We start from the raw sequence: 14457 nt of genomic DNA, 5'->3' as shown, positions 1-14457 counted from the left end.
GCGTCGAAAACAATGAAATAGGATGTTGCCCGTTAAGCGGGGAAACTCCTATGGAGCAGTCTATTCGACGAAATGGACGTTAGGAGGAATTACGTAATGGCAAAACAGGAAAGAATCAGAATTCGCCTCAAAGCGTATGATCACAAGATCCTGGATCAGAGCGCGGCGAAAATCGTCGATACGGCGAAACGGACAGGTGCAATGGTATCCGGCCCGATTCCGCTGCCGACGGAAAAGAACATCTTCACGATTCTGCGTTCCCCACATGTTAACAAGGATTCTCGTGAACAGTTCGAACTGCGTACGCACAAACGCTTGATCGATATTCTCGAAGCATCGAACAAAACCGTTGATGCACTTATGAGACTCGATCTTCCGGCTGGCGTAGACATTGAAATTAAATTATAGGAGGAGGTGCGATTATGTCTAAAGCTATTTTGGGTAAAAAACTGGGAATGACTCAGATCTTCACTGAAGAAGGCGCAGTAGTCCCTGTTACAGTCGTTGAAGCGTCCCCGAACGTAGTTGTCCGTGTAAAGACAGTTGATACCGACGGATACAACTCCATTCAGATCGGCTATGGCGACATCAAAGAAAAACATCTGACAAAACCTGTAAAGGGTCAGTTCGACAAAGCAGGCGTTAAACCTGTTAAGTATCTTCGCGAATTACGTCTCGATGATACGCCGGAATATACGGTAGGCCAAACTCTGGCAGCTGATATTTTCGCAAGCGGCGATCTCGTCGATGTAATTGGCACCAGCAAGGGTAAAGGTTTCGCTGGTACGATTGAACGTCACGGTTTCCACCGCGGACCTATGGGTCACGGCTCCAAATCTCACCGCGAACCGGGTTCCCTCGGACCTATGACCAGTGGTGGCGGCGGTAAAGTCGTCAAAGGTAAAAAACTTCCTGGACAATATGGTGGCAATCAGGCTACAGTTCTTCGTCTCTCTGTCGTTAAAGTCGATATGGATAAGAACCTGATTCTGATTAAAGGTGGTATCCCGGGTGCCAAAGGCAGCCTTGTCATGATTCGTGACACTGTAAAACCCCGCTAATAGTTGTCATACAGGAAGGAGGATAAAATAGAATGCCAAAAGTAAGCACGTATAATATTACCGGCGCACAGACCGGTGAAATCGAATTGAACGATAGCGTATTTGGCGTTGAAGTGAACGAAGCTGTCATGAGACAGGCTGTACTTCGTCAGCTCGCCAATGAACGTCAGGGCACACATGCTACCAAAACACGCGGTCTCGTACGCGGTGGCGGCAGAAAACCCTGGAAACAAAAAGGAACCGGCCGGGCCCGTGTAGGCAGCACCCGCAGTCCGTTATGGGTTGGCGGCGGTACGGTTTGGGGTCCCCATCCGCGTTCTTATGAACAGAAGATGCCCCGCAAAGCACGTCGTCTGGCTGTAAAATCCGCATTAAGCGATAAAGTAAATACAAATGAATTGTATGTACTCGATGAAATTAATCTGGCTGCTGCCAAGACCAAAGAAGTAGCACAGATTATTAATAACTTCAAATTTACGGGCGAAAAAGTCCTCTTCGTCACGGATAATGACGAAGTCGTAACACGCTGCGCACGCAACATCGAAGGTGTAAAAGCCGTTTCCACGACGGGCATCAACATTTTCGACCTGCTCCACTACACGAAGCTGTTCGTAACGAAGAGCGCTGTAGCTAAGATTGAGGAGGTGCTCGGATAATGGATATGCATGATCTCTTATTAAAACCGGTCATCACTGAAAAAACGACAATGATGATGTCTGATGGCAAATATACATTTAAGGTACCGCTCCATGCCAATAAGATTGAAATCCGCAAGGCCGTAGAAAAAGTTTTCAATGTCAAAGTTAAAAACGTTACGACACTGCGCACGATGGGCAAAATGAAACGCATGGGCAAATATATTGGTAAACGCCCGGATTACAAAAAAGCCATCGTAACCCTTCAGGAAGGCGAAACAATCGAATTCTTTGAAGCGTAAGCAATATTGACATAAAGGAGGAGGCACCAAAATGGCCATTAAATCTTTTAAACCGTATTCCGCCGGCCGCCGTTTCATGACTGTCTCGACATTCGATGAAATCACAGCGTCCAAACCGGAAAAATCCTTGCTGGTCAAAGTAACGAGCAAGGGCGGTCGTAATAACCAGGGCAGAATGACAGTCCGCCATCAGGGCGGCGGTCATAAACGCCGTTATCGTTTGATCGATTTCAAACGTATCAAAGACAATATCCCCGCTAAAGTAGCGACGATCGAATATGATCCGAACCGCTCTGCAAATATCGCTCTTCTGTTCTATGCAGATGGCGAAAAGAAATATATCCTCGCTCCGAATGGCTTGAAAGTCGGCGACGTCGTCGTTTCTGGTCCGGAATCGGATATTAAAACTGGGAATGCACTGCCTCTCGGCAAGATTCCTCTCGGTACTCTAGTACATAACGTCGAACTGAAAATCGGCAAAGGCGGCCAGATGGTCCGTTCTGCTGGTTCGTCCGCACAGATTATCGCTAAAGAAGGAAACTATGCACTGCTCCGTCTTCCTTCTGGTGAATTACGCCAGGTTCATGTAAACTGCCGTGCTACTGTCGGTATCGTGAGCAACCCGGATTATGAAAACCTTACAATCGGTAAAGCCGGCCGTTCCCGCTGGATGGGTATCCGCCCGGGCAACCGTGGTGTTGTCATGAATCCGTGCGATCATCCTCATGGTGGTGGTGAAGGTAAGTCTCCTGTTGGTCGTAAACGTCCGGTTACTCCTTGGGGTAAACCTGCATACGGCGTGAAGACCCGTGAAGCAAAGAAGGCTTCCAATAAGTTTATTGTGAAGAGACGTAAATAGGTCCAGGAAAGGAGATATATAAGTGTCCAGATCCGTAAAAAAAGGCCCATTCGTTGCTGCCCATCTCGTAAAAAAGATTGACGCTATGAACGAAGCCAATGAAAAAAAAGTAGTTAAAACCTGGTCTCGTGCATCTACTATTCTGCCTAGCTTTGTAGGCCATACGATTGCTGTTCACGACGGCCGCAAACACGTTCCTGTTTATATCACTGAAGATATGGTTGGCCATAAACTGGGCGAATTCGCTCCGACACGTACATTCAAAGGTCATGCTAAATCTGAAAAAGTAACAGGCTAAGGGAGGTACTAACCATGGAAGCAAGAGCAATTGCTAAACATATCCGCATTGCCCCCCGTAAGATCAGAATCGTAGCTGACCTCGTACGGGGCAAAAACGTGAGCGAAGCTTTCGCAATCCTTAAATTTACTCCGAAAGTAGGTTCCCGGGTTGTAGAAAAGGTTCTTCGTTCGGCTGTTGCCAATGCGGAACACAATAATGATATGAACGCAGATTCTTTGTATGTTTCTGAAATCTTCGTTGACCAGGACTCCACGATGAAACGTATTCATCCCCGCAGCCGTGGACAGGCTTTCAAGATCCTGAAACATTCCAGTCATGTGACTGTTGTAGTAAAAGAAAGAGCTTAAGGAGGGAAACGTAGTGGGTCAAAAAGTTAACGCCCATGGATTTCGCGTCGGTGTTTCAAAACCTTGGGATGCTAAATGGTATGCTGAAAAAGATTATGCTGCACTTCTGAACGAAGACGTTAAAATCCGTGATTTCTTAAAGAAACAGTTATTTATTGCAGGCGTTTCTCGTATTGAAATCGAACGTTCTGCCAAACGCATCAAATTAATCATTCATACTGCCAAACCGGGCATGGTCATCGGCCGTGGCGGCGCTGGTATTGAAGATATTAAAAAAGCTCTGAAAGCTTTTACCGATAAAAACGTTGATGTCAACATTGCTGAAATCAAACAGGCTGAAATGGATGCAACTCTCGTTGCTGAAAACGTTGCCAGCCAGCTCGAACGCCGTATTGGTTTCCGCCGTGCTATGAAGCAGTGCGTAGGCCGTACGATGCGTATGGGTGCCAAAGGTATCAAAATCATGTGCTCCGGTCGTCTTGGCGGTGCTGAAATCGCCCGTAGCGAAAGTGTCCGCGATGGTTCTATTCCTCTGCATACACTTCGCGCAGATATCGACTATGGCTTTGCAGCAGCACATACAACCTATGGCTGCATCGGCGTAAAATGCTGGATCTACAAAGGAGAAATCCTGCCGGAAGTTAAAAAAGCTCCGCAGAAAAAACGTGAAGGGAGTGAAGCCTGATGTTAATTCCAAAACGTGTCAAACATCGTAAACAGTTCCGCGGCCGTTTAAAAGGTAAGGCTCAGCGTGGCAATAAAGTAGCTCATGGCGATTTCGGTCTTGTAGCTTTGGAACCTGCCTGGATTACCAACCGTCAGATCGAAGCTTCCCGTATTGCTATGACCCGTTACATCAAACGTGGCGGTAAGGTATGGATTAAAATTTTCCCGGACAAACCTATCACAGCAAAACCGGCTGAAACACGTATGGGTTCTGGTAAGGGGTCTCCGGAATACTGGGTAGCAGTTGTAAAACCGGGCCGTGTACTCTTTGAAATGGGTGGCGTTAATGAAGAAGTCGCTCGTGAAGCTATGCGTCTTGCCGGTCATAAGCTGCCGATTAAAACTAAATTTGTCGTTAAAGGTCAGGAATTAGGTGGTGAATAAAATGAAGGTTAAAGAAATCCGTGCTCTTAGCGCTGCCGAAATGGATGAAAAGGTGGTTAGCCTGAAAGAAGAATTGTTTAACCTCCGTTTTCAACATGCGACCGGCCAATTAGAAAATCCCATGCGCATCCGTGAAGTAAAGAAAACTATCGCTCGCATCAAAACGGTACAGCGCGAAGCAGAATTGAAAGCACAGGCGTAAGTCACACAGGATTGAAAATCTAAAAGGAGGTCACAGCTCAGATGGAAAGAAATGAACGCAAAATCCGCGTAGGCAAAGTAGTCAGCAACAAAATGGATAAGACCGTTGTCGTTGCTGTAGAATATAAAGAACAGCATGAACTCTACAAAAAGCCGCTCGTCAGCACTGTAAAGTTCAAAGCTCATGACGAAAATAACGAATGCGGCGTCGGTGATATCGTACGCATCGAAGAAACCCGCCCCCTGTCCAAGCAGAAACATTGGCGAGTAGTCACTATCGTTGAAAAAGCGAAGTAAGATCGATTAATTAGGAGGTCAAGCCATGATTCAGCAAGAAACTGTGTTGAATGTTGCCGATAACACGGGTGCGAAAAAAGTACTCTGCATCCAGGTCATGGGTGGTTCGTACAGAAAATATGGTAACATCGGTGATATTATCACCTGTACTGTTAAAGATGCAACACCCGGCGGCGTTGTCAAGAAAGGCGACGTTGTAAAAGCTGTTATCGTTCGTTCTAAAAAAGGATTGCGCCGTGCTGATGGTTCCTACATCCGTTTCGATGAAAATGCAGCCGTCGTAATCAATAATGATAAGAGCCCGAAAGGTACTCGTATTTTTGGGCCCGTTGCCAGAGAACTGCGTGAAAAGGATTTCATGAAGATCATCTCCCTGGCTCCGGAAGTATTATAAGGAGGAGGTGTTCTCGATGGGTAAAATGCATATCAAAACCGGTGACAGCGTCATCGTCATCGCCGGTAAAGAAAAAGGCAAGAAGGGCAAAGTCATCGCCTGCTATCCGAAAAAGGACCGTGTAGTCGTTGAAGGCCTTAACAAAGTAAAACGTCACACAAAACCGACACAGAACAATCCTCAAGGCGGCATTATCGAAAAAGAAGCTGCTCTGCATGTTTCCAACGTAATGCTCGTAGATCCTGAAAGCGGCAAGCCGACTCGTGTAAAAATGGTACAGCAGGCTGACGGTACGAAAGTACGCATGGCTGTTAAGAGCGGCAAAGCTATCTAACTTAATGTAGAGAAGGGAGGGCCTTGAGAGTGTCCAGATTAAAAGATTTTTACCTTTCGGATGTAGTGAAAGGGTTACAGGAAAAATACAATTACAAAAACGTAATGCAGATTCCAAAGGTGACAAAGGTCGTCATCAACATGGCTGTTGGTGAAGCCGTTACCAACTCCAAAGCTTTGGATGCTGCTGTAAACGATATGACAATCATTTCTGGCCAGAAACCGTTGATTACGAAGGCCAAGAAATCTATCGCAGCTTTTAAAATCCGTGAAGGCATGAACCTTGGCTGCAAAGTTACACTTCGCGGCGAACGGATGTATGAATTCCTCGACAAACTGATGAACCTGACGCTGCCCCGCGTCCGTGACTTCCATGGCGTAAGTGCAACGGGTTTTGATGGCCGTGGCAACTATACACTGGGACTGAAAGAACAGCTCATTTTCCCGGAAATCGAATATGATAAAGTCGATAAAGCCCGCGGTATGGACATTACCATCGTTACAACAGCTGAAACGGACGAAGAAAGCCGGTACATGTTGAAACTGATGGGCATGCCCTTTGAAAAGTAATAGAGGAGGATAACATACATGGCAAAGAAATCTATGCTTGAACGTGAAAAGAAACGTGAAAAAATGGTTGCCAAATACGCTAAGCTCCGTGCAGAACTCAAAGCGAAAGGCGACTATGAAGCACTTTCCCAGTTACCTGCCAATGCTTCTCCGGTTCGTCTGCATAACCGTTGCAAGGTAACCGGCCGTCCTCACGGTTATATGCGTAAATTCGGCATCAGCCGTATCACATTCCGTGACCTGGCTTATAAAGGTCAGATTCCTGGCGTTAAAAAAGCCAGCTGGTAACTCATTATATGGAGGGAGGTTTTAGATTATGGTAATGTCCGATCCGATTGCGGATATGCTCACCAGAATCCGTAATGCCAATTCGGCATATCACGAAAAAGTTGAAATGCCCGCTTCCACGATGAAGGCCGCAGTGCTGAACATCCTGAAAGAAGAAGGCTTCGTAAAGAACTATGAAACCGTTGACGAAGGCAAGACACTGAAAGTAACTTTGAAATACGGTTCTAATAAAGAAAAAGTAATTACCGGCATCAAGAGAATTTCTAAACCGGGCCTGCGCGTTTATGCTAGCAAAGAAGAATTACCGCGCGTTCTCGGTGGTTTGGGAATCGCAGTAATTTCCACGTCCCAGGGTGTTATGACTGATAAAAAAGCTCGTAAACTTGGTCTGGGCGGCGAAGTTATCGCTTACGTCTGGTAAATCGTTTTGGAGGTGTCAATATGTCCCGAGTAGGTAGAATGCCTATTGATATCCCGGCAGGCGTAACAGCAACCCTCGATGGCCAGGTGATTACCGTTAAAGGCCCGAAAGGCGAACTTACCCGTACGCTTCACCCGGATATGAAAGTAACAGTACAAGACAATGTTATTACTGTCGAACGTCCGAATGACGAAAAAAATAACCGTGCCCTGCACGGCCTTACCCGTGCTCTCATTGCCAATATGGTAAAAGGCGTAACGGAAGGCTTTAAAAAGGAACTGGAAATCGTTGGTGTTGGTTACAGAGCACAGATGAAAGGCAAGAAACTTGCCCTGACTCTCGGCTTCTCCCATCCCCTCGAACTCGATGCTCCGGAAGGTATTACGGTTGAATGCCCGAGTGCTACTCAGATCGTAATCTCTGGCGTCAACAATGAACATGTCGGCGAGTTTGCTGCGAAAATCCGTGGCTACCGTCTGCCTGAACCGTATAAAGGAAAAGGTATCCGTTATGTCGGTGAACATGTCCGTCGCAAGGCTGGTAAAGCTGGTACGAAGAAATAATAACGTCATTTACATATAGAAAGGAGTGAATTCCTTGAAAAAGAGTAAGAATGCGATTCGCGTAAAACGTCATTGGCGCTTACGTAAGAACATCAACGGCACGGCAGAACGTCCGCGTTTGAACGTTTTCCGCAGCCTTTCCAATATTTATGCACAGGTCATTGATGATGTCAACGGTGTTACCCTGGTTTCCGCCAGCACGCTGGACAAGGAAATCAAGGCTCAGGATGTCAAAGGCGGCAATGCTGAAGCAGCTAAACTGGTTGGCAAACTCGTTGCTGAACGGGCTATTGAAAAAGGCATTACTACAGTAGTATTTGACCGTGGCGGTTATATTTATCATGGCCGTGTAGCAGCACTGGCTGCAGCAGCTCGTGAAGCTGGCTTGAAATTCTAGTCAAGGAGGAAATAACACATGGCAAAAGTTGACCATGCAGGTCTCGAATTACAGGAAAATGTCGTTTTCATCAACCGTGTTGCTAAGGTAGTAAAAGGCGGCCGTCGTTTTTCCTTCAGTGCCCTCGTTGTTGTCGGTGACGGCAATGGCCGTGTTGGCGCAGGCTTAGGTAAAGCTGGCGAAGTTCCGGAAGCTATCCGCAAAGGTGTTGAAGACGCTAAAAAACATATCATCTCCGTTCCTTTGAAAAACGGTTCTATTCCTCACCAGATTACTGGTATCTTTGGTGCTGGCAAAGTCCTTTTGAAACCGGCTGCTGAAGGTACTGGCGTTATTGCCGGCGGCCCGGTCCGTTCCGTATTGGAACTGGCTGGCGTACGCAACATTCTGACGAAATCCCTGGGTTCTTCCAACCCGAACAACATGGTTCAGGCTACGCTCACTGGTCTCTCCCAGCTGAAAGACGTCAGCAAAGTTGCTGAACTCCGCGGCAAAACAGTAGAAGAAATTTACGGCTGATAAGGAGGATATACGTAATGTCTCAAGTAAAAGTTACCCTTGTAAAGAGCGTTGCCAGCCGTCCTGCCGATCAGCGCGCAACGGTGGTCGCCCTGGGTCTCCACAAGACGAATTCCAGTGTCATCAAAGAAGCTACTCCTCAGATTAAAGGTATGCTTCATAAAGTTGAACACTTAGTTAAAGTAGAAGAAATCTAATATAAAAGGAGGTGCGCTTCATTGAAACTTCATGAAATGAAAATTGTTCCCGGCTCTAAGAAAAAACATTTCCGCGTAGGCCGCGGTACTGGTTCCGGTAACGGAACGACAGCCGGCAGAGGTAATAAAGGTCAGAACTCCCGTAGTGGCGGCGGTACGCGTCCGGGCTTCGAAGGTGGCCAGATGCCGCTCTATCGTCTGCTTCCGAAACGGGGATTCAAAAATATCTGGGCTAAAGAATATGCAGAAGTAAACGTTTCTACACTCAACCGTTTTGAAGATGGTGCGACTGTAGATCCGGTTGCTCTCGTAGAAGCTGGTATCGTCAAAAACGTACGTGATGGTATCCGCATTCTTGGCAATGGCGAATTGGAAAAGAAGCTCACTGTCGTAGCTCAGGGCTTTACAAAATCTGCTAAGGCTAAGATAGAAGCAGCTGGCGGCAAGGCAGTTGTACCGGGAGAAGAACCGGTAGCAGAACAGTAGGGGTGATTTGTGGTGTTAGAAAACATCCAAAATGTACTGAATGTTCCCGAATTCCGGAAGCGCGCAGTTTTTACCCTGATCATGTTCATCATTTTCCGCCTTGGTGTGCACATCCCTGTTCCTGGTGTCGATGCTTCAGTTATTGAAAACCTGTTTTCCAGTGGTAACTTGTTCGGGCTCCTCGATTTATTCTCCGGTGGCGCTTTGAGTAAGTTTTCCGTATTGGCCATGAGCATTACGCCGTACATCAATGCATCTATCATTATGCAGCTCCTAACCTCTGTGGTGCCGACCTTTGAGCAATGGGCTAAGGACAATCAGGATGGCCGTGATAAAATCCAGAAAGTAACACGCTGGGGCACGGTTATCCTCGGTTTCATCCAGGCTTTTGCCATGAGTTATGCCCTCAAGGTCAACAACGCACTGGTGGATAACAGCTGGGCCATGGTTCTCATGGTTTCCATCATCCTGACTGCCGGCACGTGCTTCCTCATGTGGCTTGGCGATCAGATTACAGCCGGTGGTATTGGCAATGGGATTTCTCTTATCATCTTTGCCGGTATCGTTGCCCGGTTCCCTGATGGCGTTATGACGATTTACAAGTACGTACAGGCTGGTACAATCAATATTTTCCAGGCCCTTCTCTTTGCCATTATTGCACTTTTGATGATCGTTGTCGTCATCGAAGTGACGCAGGGGCAGCGCCGCGTATCTGTCCAGTACGCCAAACGTGTTGTCGGCCGCAAGATGTATGGCGGTCACACGACACACATTCCTTTGAAAGTAAACCAGGCAGGCGTTATTCCGATCATCTTTGCTTCTTCTGTATTGATGTTCCCTATTACGATTGCCCAGTTTGTGCAGAACGACACGGTGCAGTGGATTGCCAGCTTCTTCGCCTGGGGTACACTGACGAACACCATCATGTACGCACTGCTCATCATGTTCTTCACATATTTCTACACTGCCATCACGCTGAATATTCCCCAGCTGACAGAAAACATGCAGAAATACGGCGGCTTTATTCCGGGCATCCGTCCTGGTCAGCCGACGGCACTGTATATTGACCGCATTATGACGAGAATTACTCTCGCCGGTGCGTTCTTCCTGGCTTTTGTAGCTATCCTGCCCAACTTCATCGGCTGGGTCACGGGTATCCAGGGGGTATACTTCGGTGGTACGGCACTTCTTATCGTCGTCGGTGTTGCTATCGATACGATGAAGCAGGCTGAATCCTTAGTTCTCAACAGACAGTACCAGGGATTCATGAAATAAGGAGGTAGTTTGAATGTATATTCTGTTAATGGGCCCTCCCGGGGCCGGCAAAGGCACACAGGCCGAACGCCTGATTGACAAGTACGGTATTCCTCAGATCTCCACGGGCGATATGTTCCGTGCAGCTGTCAAGGAACAGACTCCTCTCGGCTTGGAAGCAAAGAAATACATGGATAACGGGCAGCTCGTTCCCGATGCCGTAACTGTCGGCATCGTAAAAGAACGTCTTGCAAAAGACGACTGCAAAAAAGGCTTTATTCTTGACGGATTCCCCCGTACGACCAGTCAGGCCGTGTCCTTGGATGCCATCCTTCGTGATTTGGGAATTAAACTGGATGGTGTCATCAATATTGCCGTTCCCGATGAAGAACTCATCAAACGGACGACGGGGCGTCAGATCTGCCGTAAATGTGGTGCAACCTATCACATTGTGTTCAAGCCTTCCAAAGTGAAGAATGTTTGCGATAAATGCGGCGGCGAGTTGTATCAGCGTGATGATGACAAAGTTGAAACCGTTAAGAAACGCCTTAGCGTATATGCTGCCCAGACGAAACCGCTCATCGATTATTATAAGAATTCCAATCTCTACATCGAAGTCGATGGTAAACAGAGTATGGAAGATGTATTCCGCGATATTGTAGCAAGCCTTGAAAAGAGTAAATAAGAATGATTATATTAAAATCGAAAAGGGAAATTGAGTATATTCGTGAAGCAGGCCGGATTACCGCCGATGCGCTTGAATTAATGCGAGAACTGGCAAAACCGGGTGTGACTACGGGTGAACTTGACCAGCGCTGTGAAGAATACATTCGCAGTCAGGGGGCCTTCCCGAGCTGCAAAGGCTATTATGGATTCCCGGCCACCATCTGTGCTAGTGTGAACGAAGAAGTCGTTCATGGGATTCCCGGCCACCGCAAGCTTAAAGATGGTGACATAATCAGTATTGATTTGGTAGTAAACAAAAACGGGTATCATGGTGATTCGACGGTTACATTACCTATTGGCCATGTGGACCCGAAAACACTTCAACTCTTGAAGGTGACGAATGAATGCCTGTATAAAGGTATTGAACAAGCCGTTGCGGGCAACCACCTCGGTGATATTGGTCATGCCGTTCAGGCTTATGCAGAATCGTTTGGATATGGTGTCGTCCGGGACTATGTCGGACATGGAATCGGCTCGGATATGCATGAAGATCCGGAAGTGCCAAATTATGGCCTGGCCGGCCATGGCGAATTGCTTGAACCCGGCATGGTTCTGGCTATTGAACCGATGATCTGTATGGGTACCGAAAAGACGCACCAGCTTAAGAATGGCTGGACTGTTGTCACCCGTGACAGTAAACCGGCTGCTCATTTCGAACATACCGTAGCAATCACGGAAAACGGCCCCGATATTCTAACACTTCCGTCACATGGATAAGCCACTGATTTCTACTGGCATGGTTGTTTGCAGCCTTGCCGGAAAAGATAAGGGCGCTGTGTATGTAGTCACGGGCAGTCTTACTGCTCCCTACGTATGGGTCGCTGACGGTCGTAAGTATAAAGTGGAGAAGCCGAAGAAAAAGAATTGCCGGCATCTTCAGGTTTTAGGAACGAGCGTATCCGGCATGGACGCTGGTTCCGTACGAATCAGCAATGAATGGATACGGTCCGTCCTGAAACGGGCCAGGGTTGAATCTATCAGGGAGGTAACACATGTCTAAGCAAGATGTCATTGAAGTGGAAGGCGTTGTAGTAGAAGCACTGCCAAATGCCATGTTCAAGGTTAAGTTGGAAAATGATCACATCGTGCTGGCCCATGTTTCCGGTAAAATGCGGATGAACTTCATCCGTATCCTGCCAGGTGACCGGGTCACGCTTGAATTGACACCATATGACCTGAATCGTGGTCGTATTACGTATCGCTTCAAATAGGCTTGATTACGCAGGAGGTTAATTATGAAAGTAAAACCGTCGGTTAAGAAAATTTGCGAAAAATGCAAAATCATCAAACGCAAAGGCCGTGTTATGGTTATTTGCGAAAATCCGAAACATAAACAGAAACAAGGTTAATATTCAGGAGGTGAATGAATAGATGGCACGTATAGCCGGTGTAGATTTACCACGTGACAAACGTGTTGAAATTGGTTTAACATATATTTTTGGTATCGGCCTTTCTTCTTCTCAGGAAATTCTCGCCAAAACCGGTATCAATCCCGATACCCGCGTTCGCGATTTGACAGAAGATGAAGTTCAGAAAATCCGTGAAGTCATCGGTTCTGATTATAAAGTAGAAGGTGACCTTCGCCGCGAAACGGCTCTGAACGTAAAACGACTGATTGAAGTCAATTCCTATCGTGGCAAACGTCATCGTGCAGGTCTGCCCGTCCGTGGTCAGCGTACGAAGACAAATGCCCGCACACGTAAAGGCCCGCGCAAGGCAATTGCAGGCAAGAAAAAATAATTTTAAGTAAGGAGGGAAACGATTTTGGCTAAGAATAACGTAAGAAGCAATAAGAAAAAAGAAAAGAAACATGTAGAATCGGGTGCAGCTCATATCCGTTCTACTTTCAATAATACGATTGTTACCATCAGCGATCCCAAGGGTAATGCACTCAGCTGGGCCAGCGCCGGTGAAATGGGCTTCCGTGGTTCCCGTAAAAGTACTCCGTTTGCCGCTCAGATGGCTGCCGAAACAGCTGCCAAGGCTGCTATGGAACACGGCCTCCGCTCTGTTGAAGTATTCGTTAAGGGACCTGGTTCCGGTCGTGAAGCTGCTATCCGTGCCCTGCAGGCTGCAGGTCTGGAAGTCAACTCTATCAAAGATGTAACACCAATTCCTCATAATGGCTGCCGTCCGCCTAAACGTAGACGCGTATAATCGTCTGCGCTTTTGACCAAGTTGTTTTGATTCTGATATAGGAGGATTTTCCTAATGATAGATGATAGCAAGTTTAAGATTGAAATCGCAGAAAAAAGCGATGACGGCAAATACGGAAAATTCGTATGCAAACCTCTTGACAGAGGTTACGGAATCACATTGGGTAATAGTTTGCGGCGCATTCTTCTTGCCTCTTTGGATGGTGTTGCAATTACGTCTATCAAGATTGATGGCGTGTTGCATGAATTTTCGACCATTCCCGGTGTCCGGGAAGATGTAACGGACATCATCCTGAATTTGAAGCAGGTTTGCATGAAGTTCACCAACGATGAAGTTGATGAAGCCGATATCACCATAGATGTTAATGGTGAATGCGAATTTACCGCAAACGATCTTAACGTAATTACAGACGTAGAAATTTTGAACCCGGAACTTCATATTGCTACTCTCGATACGGATGCCCATATCCATATGCAGTGCCATATTGAACGTGGTAAAGGGTACGTACCGTCTACGAAAAACAAAAAGGATACAGATATGATCGGAGTCATTCCTATTGATTCCATCTTTTCTCCTGTTGTTCGTACAAATTACGAAGTCGGCAATGTCCGGGTCGGCAATGAAATGGATTATGATTCATTGACGCTTGAAGTAACGACGGATGGCAGTATCACGGCAGAAAATGCCGTAGCTAAGGCTGCATCCATTATGATCAGCTACCTGAATTATTTCCAGGATATCGCTACCGATGAAAAAGTAAATGAAGCTAAGGCTGATTTTACTGGTGATGGAAAGGAAGAAGTGCCAGTAGACGATGGTCCTGAACTGGATAAAGTTAAAATTGATGTTCTCGACCTTTCCGTACGCGCTTCTAACTGCCTCAAACGGGCCAATATTTATACACTGGCTGATTTGACAGAACGGACAGAAGACGACCTTGCCAAGATTCGTAACCTGGGTAAGAAATCTGTCGATGAAATCATCGAAAAGTTGCGAAAAGAAGGTTACGATTTAAAATCGAATGACGAAGAATAGTTTT

The 14457-nt window shown here is 46.7% G+C and carries 30 protein-coding genes; all 30 read left to right on the top strand.

From position 1 onward, the window contains the following. Nucleotides 1-96: 96 nt before the first annotated feature. From rpsJ to ACGTIC_RS12795, 30 genes are read left to right on the top strand one after another with little or no spacing between them, the layout of a single operon-like run. Entirely contained in the window at nucleotides 97-408 is a 312-nt protein-coding gene (rpsJ, locus tag ACGTIC_RS12940; protein ID WP_059076088.1) for a 30S ribosomal protein S10, read from the top strand. Between the two features lie 14 nt (nucleotides 409-422). Next, the gene (rplC, locus tag ACGTIC_RS12935; RefSeq protein ID WP_059076089.1) at nucleotides 423-1061 is read left to right on the top strand and encodes a 50S ribosomal protein L3; all 639 of its coding nucleotides are present in this window, start codon (nucleotides 423-425) and stop codon (nucleotides 1059-1061) included. Between the two features lie 32 nt (nucleotides 1062-1093). Next, complete coding sequence (gene rplD, locus ACGTIC_RS12930) at nucleotides 1094-1717, top strand: 50S ribosomal protein L4 (protein ID WP_059076090.1); 624 nt, start codon at nucleotides 1094-1096, stop codon at nucleotides 1715-1717. Further along, nucleotides 1717-1998, top strand: a complete 282-nt coding sequence (gene rplW, locus ACGTIC_RS12925) for a 50S ribosomal protein L23 (RefSeq protein ID WP_059076091.1) — start codon at nucleotides 1717-1719, stop codon at nucleotides 1996-1998. Before rplD ends, rplW begins: the two co-directional genes overlap by 1 nt. Nucleotides 1999-2029: 31 nt before the next feature. After that, entirely contained in the window at nucleotides 2030-2857 is an 828-nt protein-coding gene (rplB, locus tag ACGTIC_RS12920; RefSeq protein WP_059076092.1) for a 50S ribosomal protein L2, read from the top strand. Nucleotides 2858-2879: 22 nt separating this feature from the next. Continuing rightward, complete coding sequence (gene rpsS / locus ACGTIC_RS12915; RefSeq protein ID WP_059076093.1) at nucleotides 2880-3155, top strand: 30S ribosomal protein S19; 276 nt, start codon at nucleotides 2880-2882, stop codon at nucleotides 3153-3155. A gap of 14 nt (nucleotides 3156-3169) precedes the next feature. Beyond that, nucleotides 3170-3505, top strand: coding sequence for a 50S ribosomal protein L22 (rplV, locus tag ACGTIC_RS12910; protein ID WP_059076094.1), 336 nt, complete (start codon nucleotides 3170-3172; stop codon nucleotides 3503-3505). Between the two features lie 13 nt (nucleotides 3506-3518). Beyond that, nucleotides 3519-4190 carry a 30S ribosomal protein S3 gene (gene rpsC, locus ACGTIC_RS12905; protein WP_059076095.1) on the top strand — a complete coding sequence of 224 codons (672 nt, stop codon included), beginning with the start codon at nucleotides 3519-3521 and terminating at the stop codon, nucleotides 4188-4190. Next, nucleotides 4190-4615, top strand: coding sequence for a 50S ribosomal protein L16 (gene rplP, locus ACGTIC_RS12900; protein ID WP_059076096.1), 426 nt, complete (start codon nucleotides 4190-4192; stop codon nucleotides 4613-4615). Before rpsC ends, rplP begins: the two co-directional genes overlap by 1 nt. Nucleotide 4616: 1 nt before the next feature. Then, on the top strand, nucleotides 4617-4817 hold the full coding sequence (gene rpmC, locus ACGTIC_RS12895; RefSeq protein WP_014015743.1) for a 50S ribosomal protein L29: 201 nt from the start codon (nucleotides 4617-4619) through the stop codon (nucleotides 4815-4817). Between the two features lie 41 nt (nucleotides 4818-4858). After that, nucleotides 4859-5113 (top strand): 30S ribosomal protein S17, encoded by a 255-nt coding sequence (gene rpsQ / locus ACGTIC_RS12890; RefSeq protein WP_059076097.1) that lies wholly within the window; start codon nucleotides 4859-4861, stop codon nucleotides 5111-5113. 25 nt (nucleotides 5114-5138) lie between these two features. Continuing rightward, nucleotides 5139-5507 carry a 50S ribosomal protein L14 gene (rplN, locus tag ACGTIC_RS12885; RefSeq protein WP_059076098.1) on the top strand — a complete coding sequence of 123 codons (369 nt, stop codon included), beginning with the start codon at nucleotides 5139-5141 and terminating at the stop codon, nucleotides 5505-5507. A gap of 25 nt (nucleotides 5508-5532) precedes the next feature. Further along, a complete protein-coding gene (gene rplX, locus ACGTIC_RS12880) occupies nucleotides 5533-5841 on the top strand; it encodes a 50S ribosomal protein L24 (RefSeq protein WP_372237440.1) in 309 nt (102 codons plus the stop codon). A 29-nt stretch (nucleotides 5842-5870) separates the two neighbouring features. Next, nucleotides 5871-6410, top strand: coding sequence for a 50S ribosomal protein L5 (gene rplE / locus ACGTIC_RS12875; protein WP_059076100.1), 540 nt, complete (start codon nucleotides 5871-5873; stop codon nucleotides 6408-6410). A gap of 18 nt (nucleotides 6411-6428) precedes the next feature. After that, nucleotides 6429-6698: a 30S ribosomal protein S14 gene (gene rpsN, locus ACGTIC_RS12870; protein ID WP_059076101.1), complete on the top strand. Its 270-nt coding sequence runs from the start codon at nucleotides 6429-6431 to the stop codon at nucleotides 6696-6698. 28 nt (nucleotides 6699-6726) lie between these two features. Further along, nucleotides 6727-7119, top strand: a complete 393-nt coding sequence (gene rpsH, locus ACGTIC_RS12865) for a 30S ribosomal protein S8 (RefSeq protein WP_059076102.1) — start codon at nucleotides 6727-6729, stop codon at nucleotides 7117-7119. Nucleotides 7120-7139: 20 nt separating this feature from the next. Next, nucleotides 7140-7682, top strand: coding sequence for a 50S ribosomal protein L6 (gene rplF / locus ACGTIC_RS12860; protein ID WP_059076103.1), 543 nt, complete (start codon nucleotides 7140-7142; stop codon nucleotides 7680-7682). A 34-nt stretch (nucleotides 7683-7716) separates the two neighbouring features. Beyond that, nucleotides 7717-8079, top strand: coding sequence for a 50S ribosomal protein L18 (gene rplR / locus ACGTIC_RS12855; protein WP_059076104.1), 363 nt, complete (start codon nucleotides 7717-7719; stop codon nucleotides 8077-8079). An 18-nt stretch (nucleotides 8080-8097) separates the two neighbouring features. Further along, nucleotides 8098-8598: a 30S ribosomal protein S5 gene (gene rpsE, locus ACGTIC_RS12850; protein WP_059076105.1), complete on the top strand. Its 501-nt coding sequence runs from the start codon at nucleotides 8098-8100 to the stop codon at nucleotides 8596-8598. 17 nt (nucleotides 8599-8615) lie between these two features. After that, nucleotides 8616-8795, top strand: a complete 180-nt coding sequence (gene rpmD / locus ACGTIC_RS12845) for a 50S ribosomal protein L30 (RefSeq protein WP_059076106.1) — start codon at nucleotides 8616-8618, stop codon at nucleotides 8793-8795. Nucleotides 8796-8816: 21 nt separating this feature from the next. After that, nucleotides 8817-9281 (top strand): 50S ribosomal protein L15, encoded by a 465-nt coding sequence (gene rplO / locus ACGTIC_RS12840; protein WP_059076107.1) that lies wholly within the window; start codon nucleotides 8817-8819, stop codon nucleotides 9279-9281. Between the two features lie 12 nt (nucleotides 9282-9293). Then, nucleotides 9294-10556 carry a preprotein translocase subunit SecY gene (gene secY / locus ACGTIC_RS12835; protein WP_059076108.1) on the top strand — a complete coding sequence of 421 codons (1263 nt, stop codon included), beginning with the start codon at nucleotides 9294-9296 and terminating at the stop codon, nucleotides 10554-10556. A gap of 13 nt (nucleotides 10557-10569) precedes the next feature. Next, nucleotides 10570-11220 (top strand): adenylate kinase, encoded by a 651-nt coding sequence (locus ACGTIC_RS12830; protein ID WP_059076109.1) that lies wholly within the window; start codon nucleotides 10570-10572, stop codon nucleotides 11218-11220. Between the two features lie 2 nt (nucleotides 11221-11222). Further along, on the top strand, nucleotides 11223-11978 hold the full coding sequence (gene map, locus ACGTIC_RS12825; protein WP_059076110.1) for a type I methionyl aminopeptidase: 756 nt from the start codon (nucleotides 11223-11225) through the stop codon (nucleotides 11976-11978). After that, nucleotides 11971-12261, top strand: a complete 291-nt coding sequence (locus ACGTIC_RS12820; RefSeq protein WP_059076111.1) for a hypothetical protein — start codon at nucleotides 11971-11973, stop codon at nucleotides 12259-12261. Before map ends, ACGTIC_RS12820 begins: the two co-directional genes overlap by 8 nt. Then, complete coding sequence (gene infA, locus ACGTIC_RS12815; RefSeq protein ID WP_059076112.1) at nucleotides 12254-12472, top strand: translation initiation factor IF-1; 219 nt, start codon at nucleotides 12254-12256, stop codon at nucleotides 12470-12472. Before ACGTIC_RS12820 ends, infA begins: the two co-directional genes overlap by 8 nt. Nucleotides 12473-12496: 24 nt before the next feature. Beyond that, entirely contained in the window at nucleotides 12497-12610 is a 114-nt protein-coding gene (gene rpmJ / locus ACGTIC_RS12810; RefSeq protein ID WP_007391661.1) for a 50S ribosomal protein L36, read from the top strand. A 22-nt stretch (nucleotides 12611-12632) separates the two neighbouring features. After that, nucleotides 12633-13001: a 30S ribosomal protein S13 gene (rpsM, locus tag ACGTIC_RS12805; protein ID WP_059076113.1), complete on the top strand. Its 369-nt coding sequence runs from the start codon at nucleotides 12633-12635 to the stop codon at nucleotides 12999-13001. A 24-nt stretch (nucleotides 13002-13025) separates the two neighbouring features. Beyond that, nucleotides 13026-13418: a 30S ribosomal protein S11 gene (rpsK, locus tag ACGTIC_RS12800; protein WP_059076114.1), complete on the top strand. Its 393-nt coding sequence runs from the start codon at nucleotides 13026-13028 to the stop codon at nucleotides 13416-13418. Between the two features lie 54 nt (nucleotides 13419-13472). After that, nucleotides 13473-14453: a DNA-directed RNA polymerase subunit alpha gene (locus ACGTIC_RS12795; protein ID WP_075581503.1), complete on the top strand. Its 981-nt coding sequence runs from the start codon at nucleotides 13473-13475 to the stop codon at nucleotides 14451-14453. Nucleotides 14454-14457: the final 4 nt, after the last annotated feature.

Source organism: Megasphaera hexanoica (assembly GCF_043520715.1).
In the GTDB taxonomy this organism is placed as follows: Bacteria; Bacillota; Negativicutes; order Veillonellales; family Megasphaeraceae; genus Megasphaera; species Megasphaera hexanoica.
The sequence above is the reverse complement of the archived record's forward strand: the minus strand, read 5'-3'. Positions and strand labels throughout refer to the sequence as shown.

Excerpts from the sequence above, each read along its gene's own strand:
- rplN (WP_059076098.1), top strand. The coding sequence starts at position 5,139 with ATGATTCAGCAAGAAACTGTGTTGAATGTTGCCGATAACACGGGTGCG.
- rplX (WP_372237440.1), top strand. The coding sequence starts at position 5,533 with ATGCATATCAAAACCGGTGACAGCGTCATCGTCATCGCCGGTAAAGAA.
- rpmJ (WP_007391661.1), top strand. The coding sequence starts at position 12,497 with ATGAAAGTAAAACCGTCGGTTAAGAAAATTTGCGAAAAATGCAAAATC.
- infA (WP_059076112.1), top strand. The coding sequence starts at position 12,254 with ATGTCTAAGCAAGATGTCATTGAAGTGGAAGGCGTTGTAGTAGAAGCA.
- rpsN (WP_059076101.1), top strand. The coding sequence starts at position 6,429 with ATGGCAAAGAAATCTATGCTTGAACGTGAAAAGAAACGTGAAAAAATG.
- rplD (WP_059076090.1), top strand. The coding sequence starts at position 1,094 with ATGCCAAAAGTAAGCACGTATAATATTACCGGCGCACAGACCGGTGAA.
- ACGTIC_RS12830 (WP_059076109.1), top strand. The coding sequence starts at position 10,570 with ATGTATATTCTGTTAATGGGCCCTCCCGGGGCCGGCAAAGGCACACAG.
- ACGTIC_RS12820 (WP_059076111.1), top strand. The coding sequence starts at position 11,971 with ATGGATAAGCCACTGATTTCTACTGGCATGGTTGTTTGCAGCCTTGCC.
- rpsQ (WP_059076097.1), top strand. The coding sequence starts at position 4,859 with ATGGAAAGAAATGAACGCAAAATCCGCGTAGGCAAAGTAGTCAGCAAC.
- rpsE (WP_059076105.1), top strand. The coding sequence starts at position 8,098 with ATGGCAAAAGTTGACCATGCAGGTCTCGAATTACAGGAAAATGTCGTT.
- map (WP_059076110.1), top strand. The coding sequence starts at position 11,223 with ATGATTATATTAAAATCGAAAAGGGAAATTGAGTATATTCGTGAAGCA.
- rpsJ (WP_059076088.1), top strand. The coding sequence starts at position 97 with ATGGCAAAACAGGAAAGAATCAGAATTCGCCTCAAAGCGTATGATCAC.
- rplV (WP_059076094.1), top strand. The coding sequence starts at position 3,170 with ATGGAAGCAAGAGCAATTGCTAAACATATCCGCATTGCCCCCCGTAAG.
- rpmC (WP_014015743.1), top strand. The coding sequence starts at position 4,617 with ATGAAGGTTAAAGAAATCCGTGCTCTTAGCGCTGCCGAAATGGATGAA.
- rplW (WP_059076091.1), top strand. The coding sequence starts at position 1,717 with ATGGATATGCATGATCTCTTATTAAAACCGGTCATCACTGAAAAAACG.
- rpsM (WP_059076113.1), top strand. The coding sequence starts at position 12,633 with ATGGCACGTATAGCCGGTGTAGATTTACCACGTGACAAACGTGTTGAA.
- rplB (WP_059076092.1), top strand. The coding sequence starts at position 2,030 with ATGGCCATTAAATCTTTTAAACCGTATTCCGCCGGCCGCCGTTTCATG.
- rpsH (WP_059076102.1), top strand. The coding sequence starts at position 6,727 with ATGGTAATGTCCGATCCGATTGCGGATATGCTCACCAGAATCCGTAAT.
- ACGTIC_RS12795 (WP_075581503.1), top strand. The coding sequence starts at position 13,473 with ATGATAGATGATAGCAAGTTTAAGATTGAAATCGCAGAAAAAAGCGAT.
- rplP (WP_059076096.1), top strand. The coding sequence starts at position 4,190 with ATGTTAATTCCAAAACGTGTCAAACATCGTAAACAGTTCCGCGGCCGT.
- rpmD (WP_059076106.1), top strand. The coding sequence starts at position 8,616 with ATGTCTCAAGTAAAAGTTACCCTTGTAAAGAGCGTTGCCAGCCGTCCT.
- rplC (WP_059076089.1), top strand. The coding sequence starts at position 423 with ATGTCTAAAGCTATTTTGGGTAAAAAACTGGGAATGACTCAGATCTTC.
- rplF (WP_059076103.1), top strand. The coding sequence starts at position 7,140 with ATGTCCCGAGTAGGTAGAATGCCTATTGATATCCCGGCAGGCGTAACA.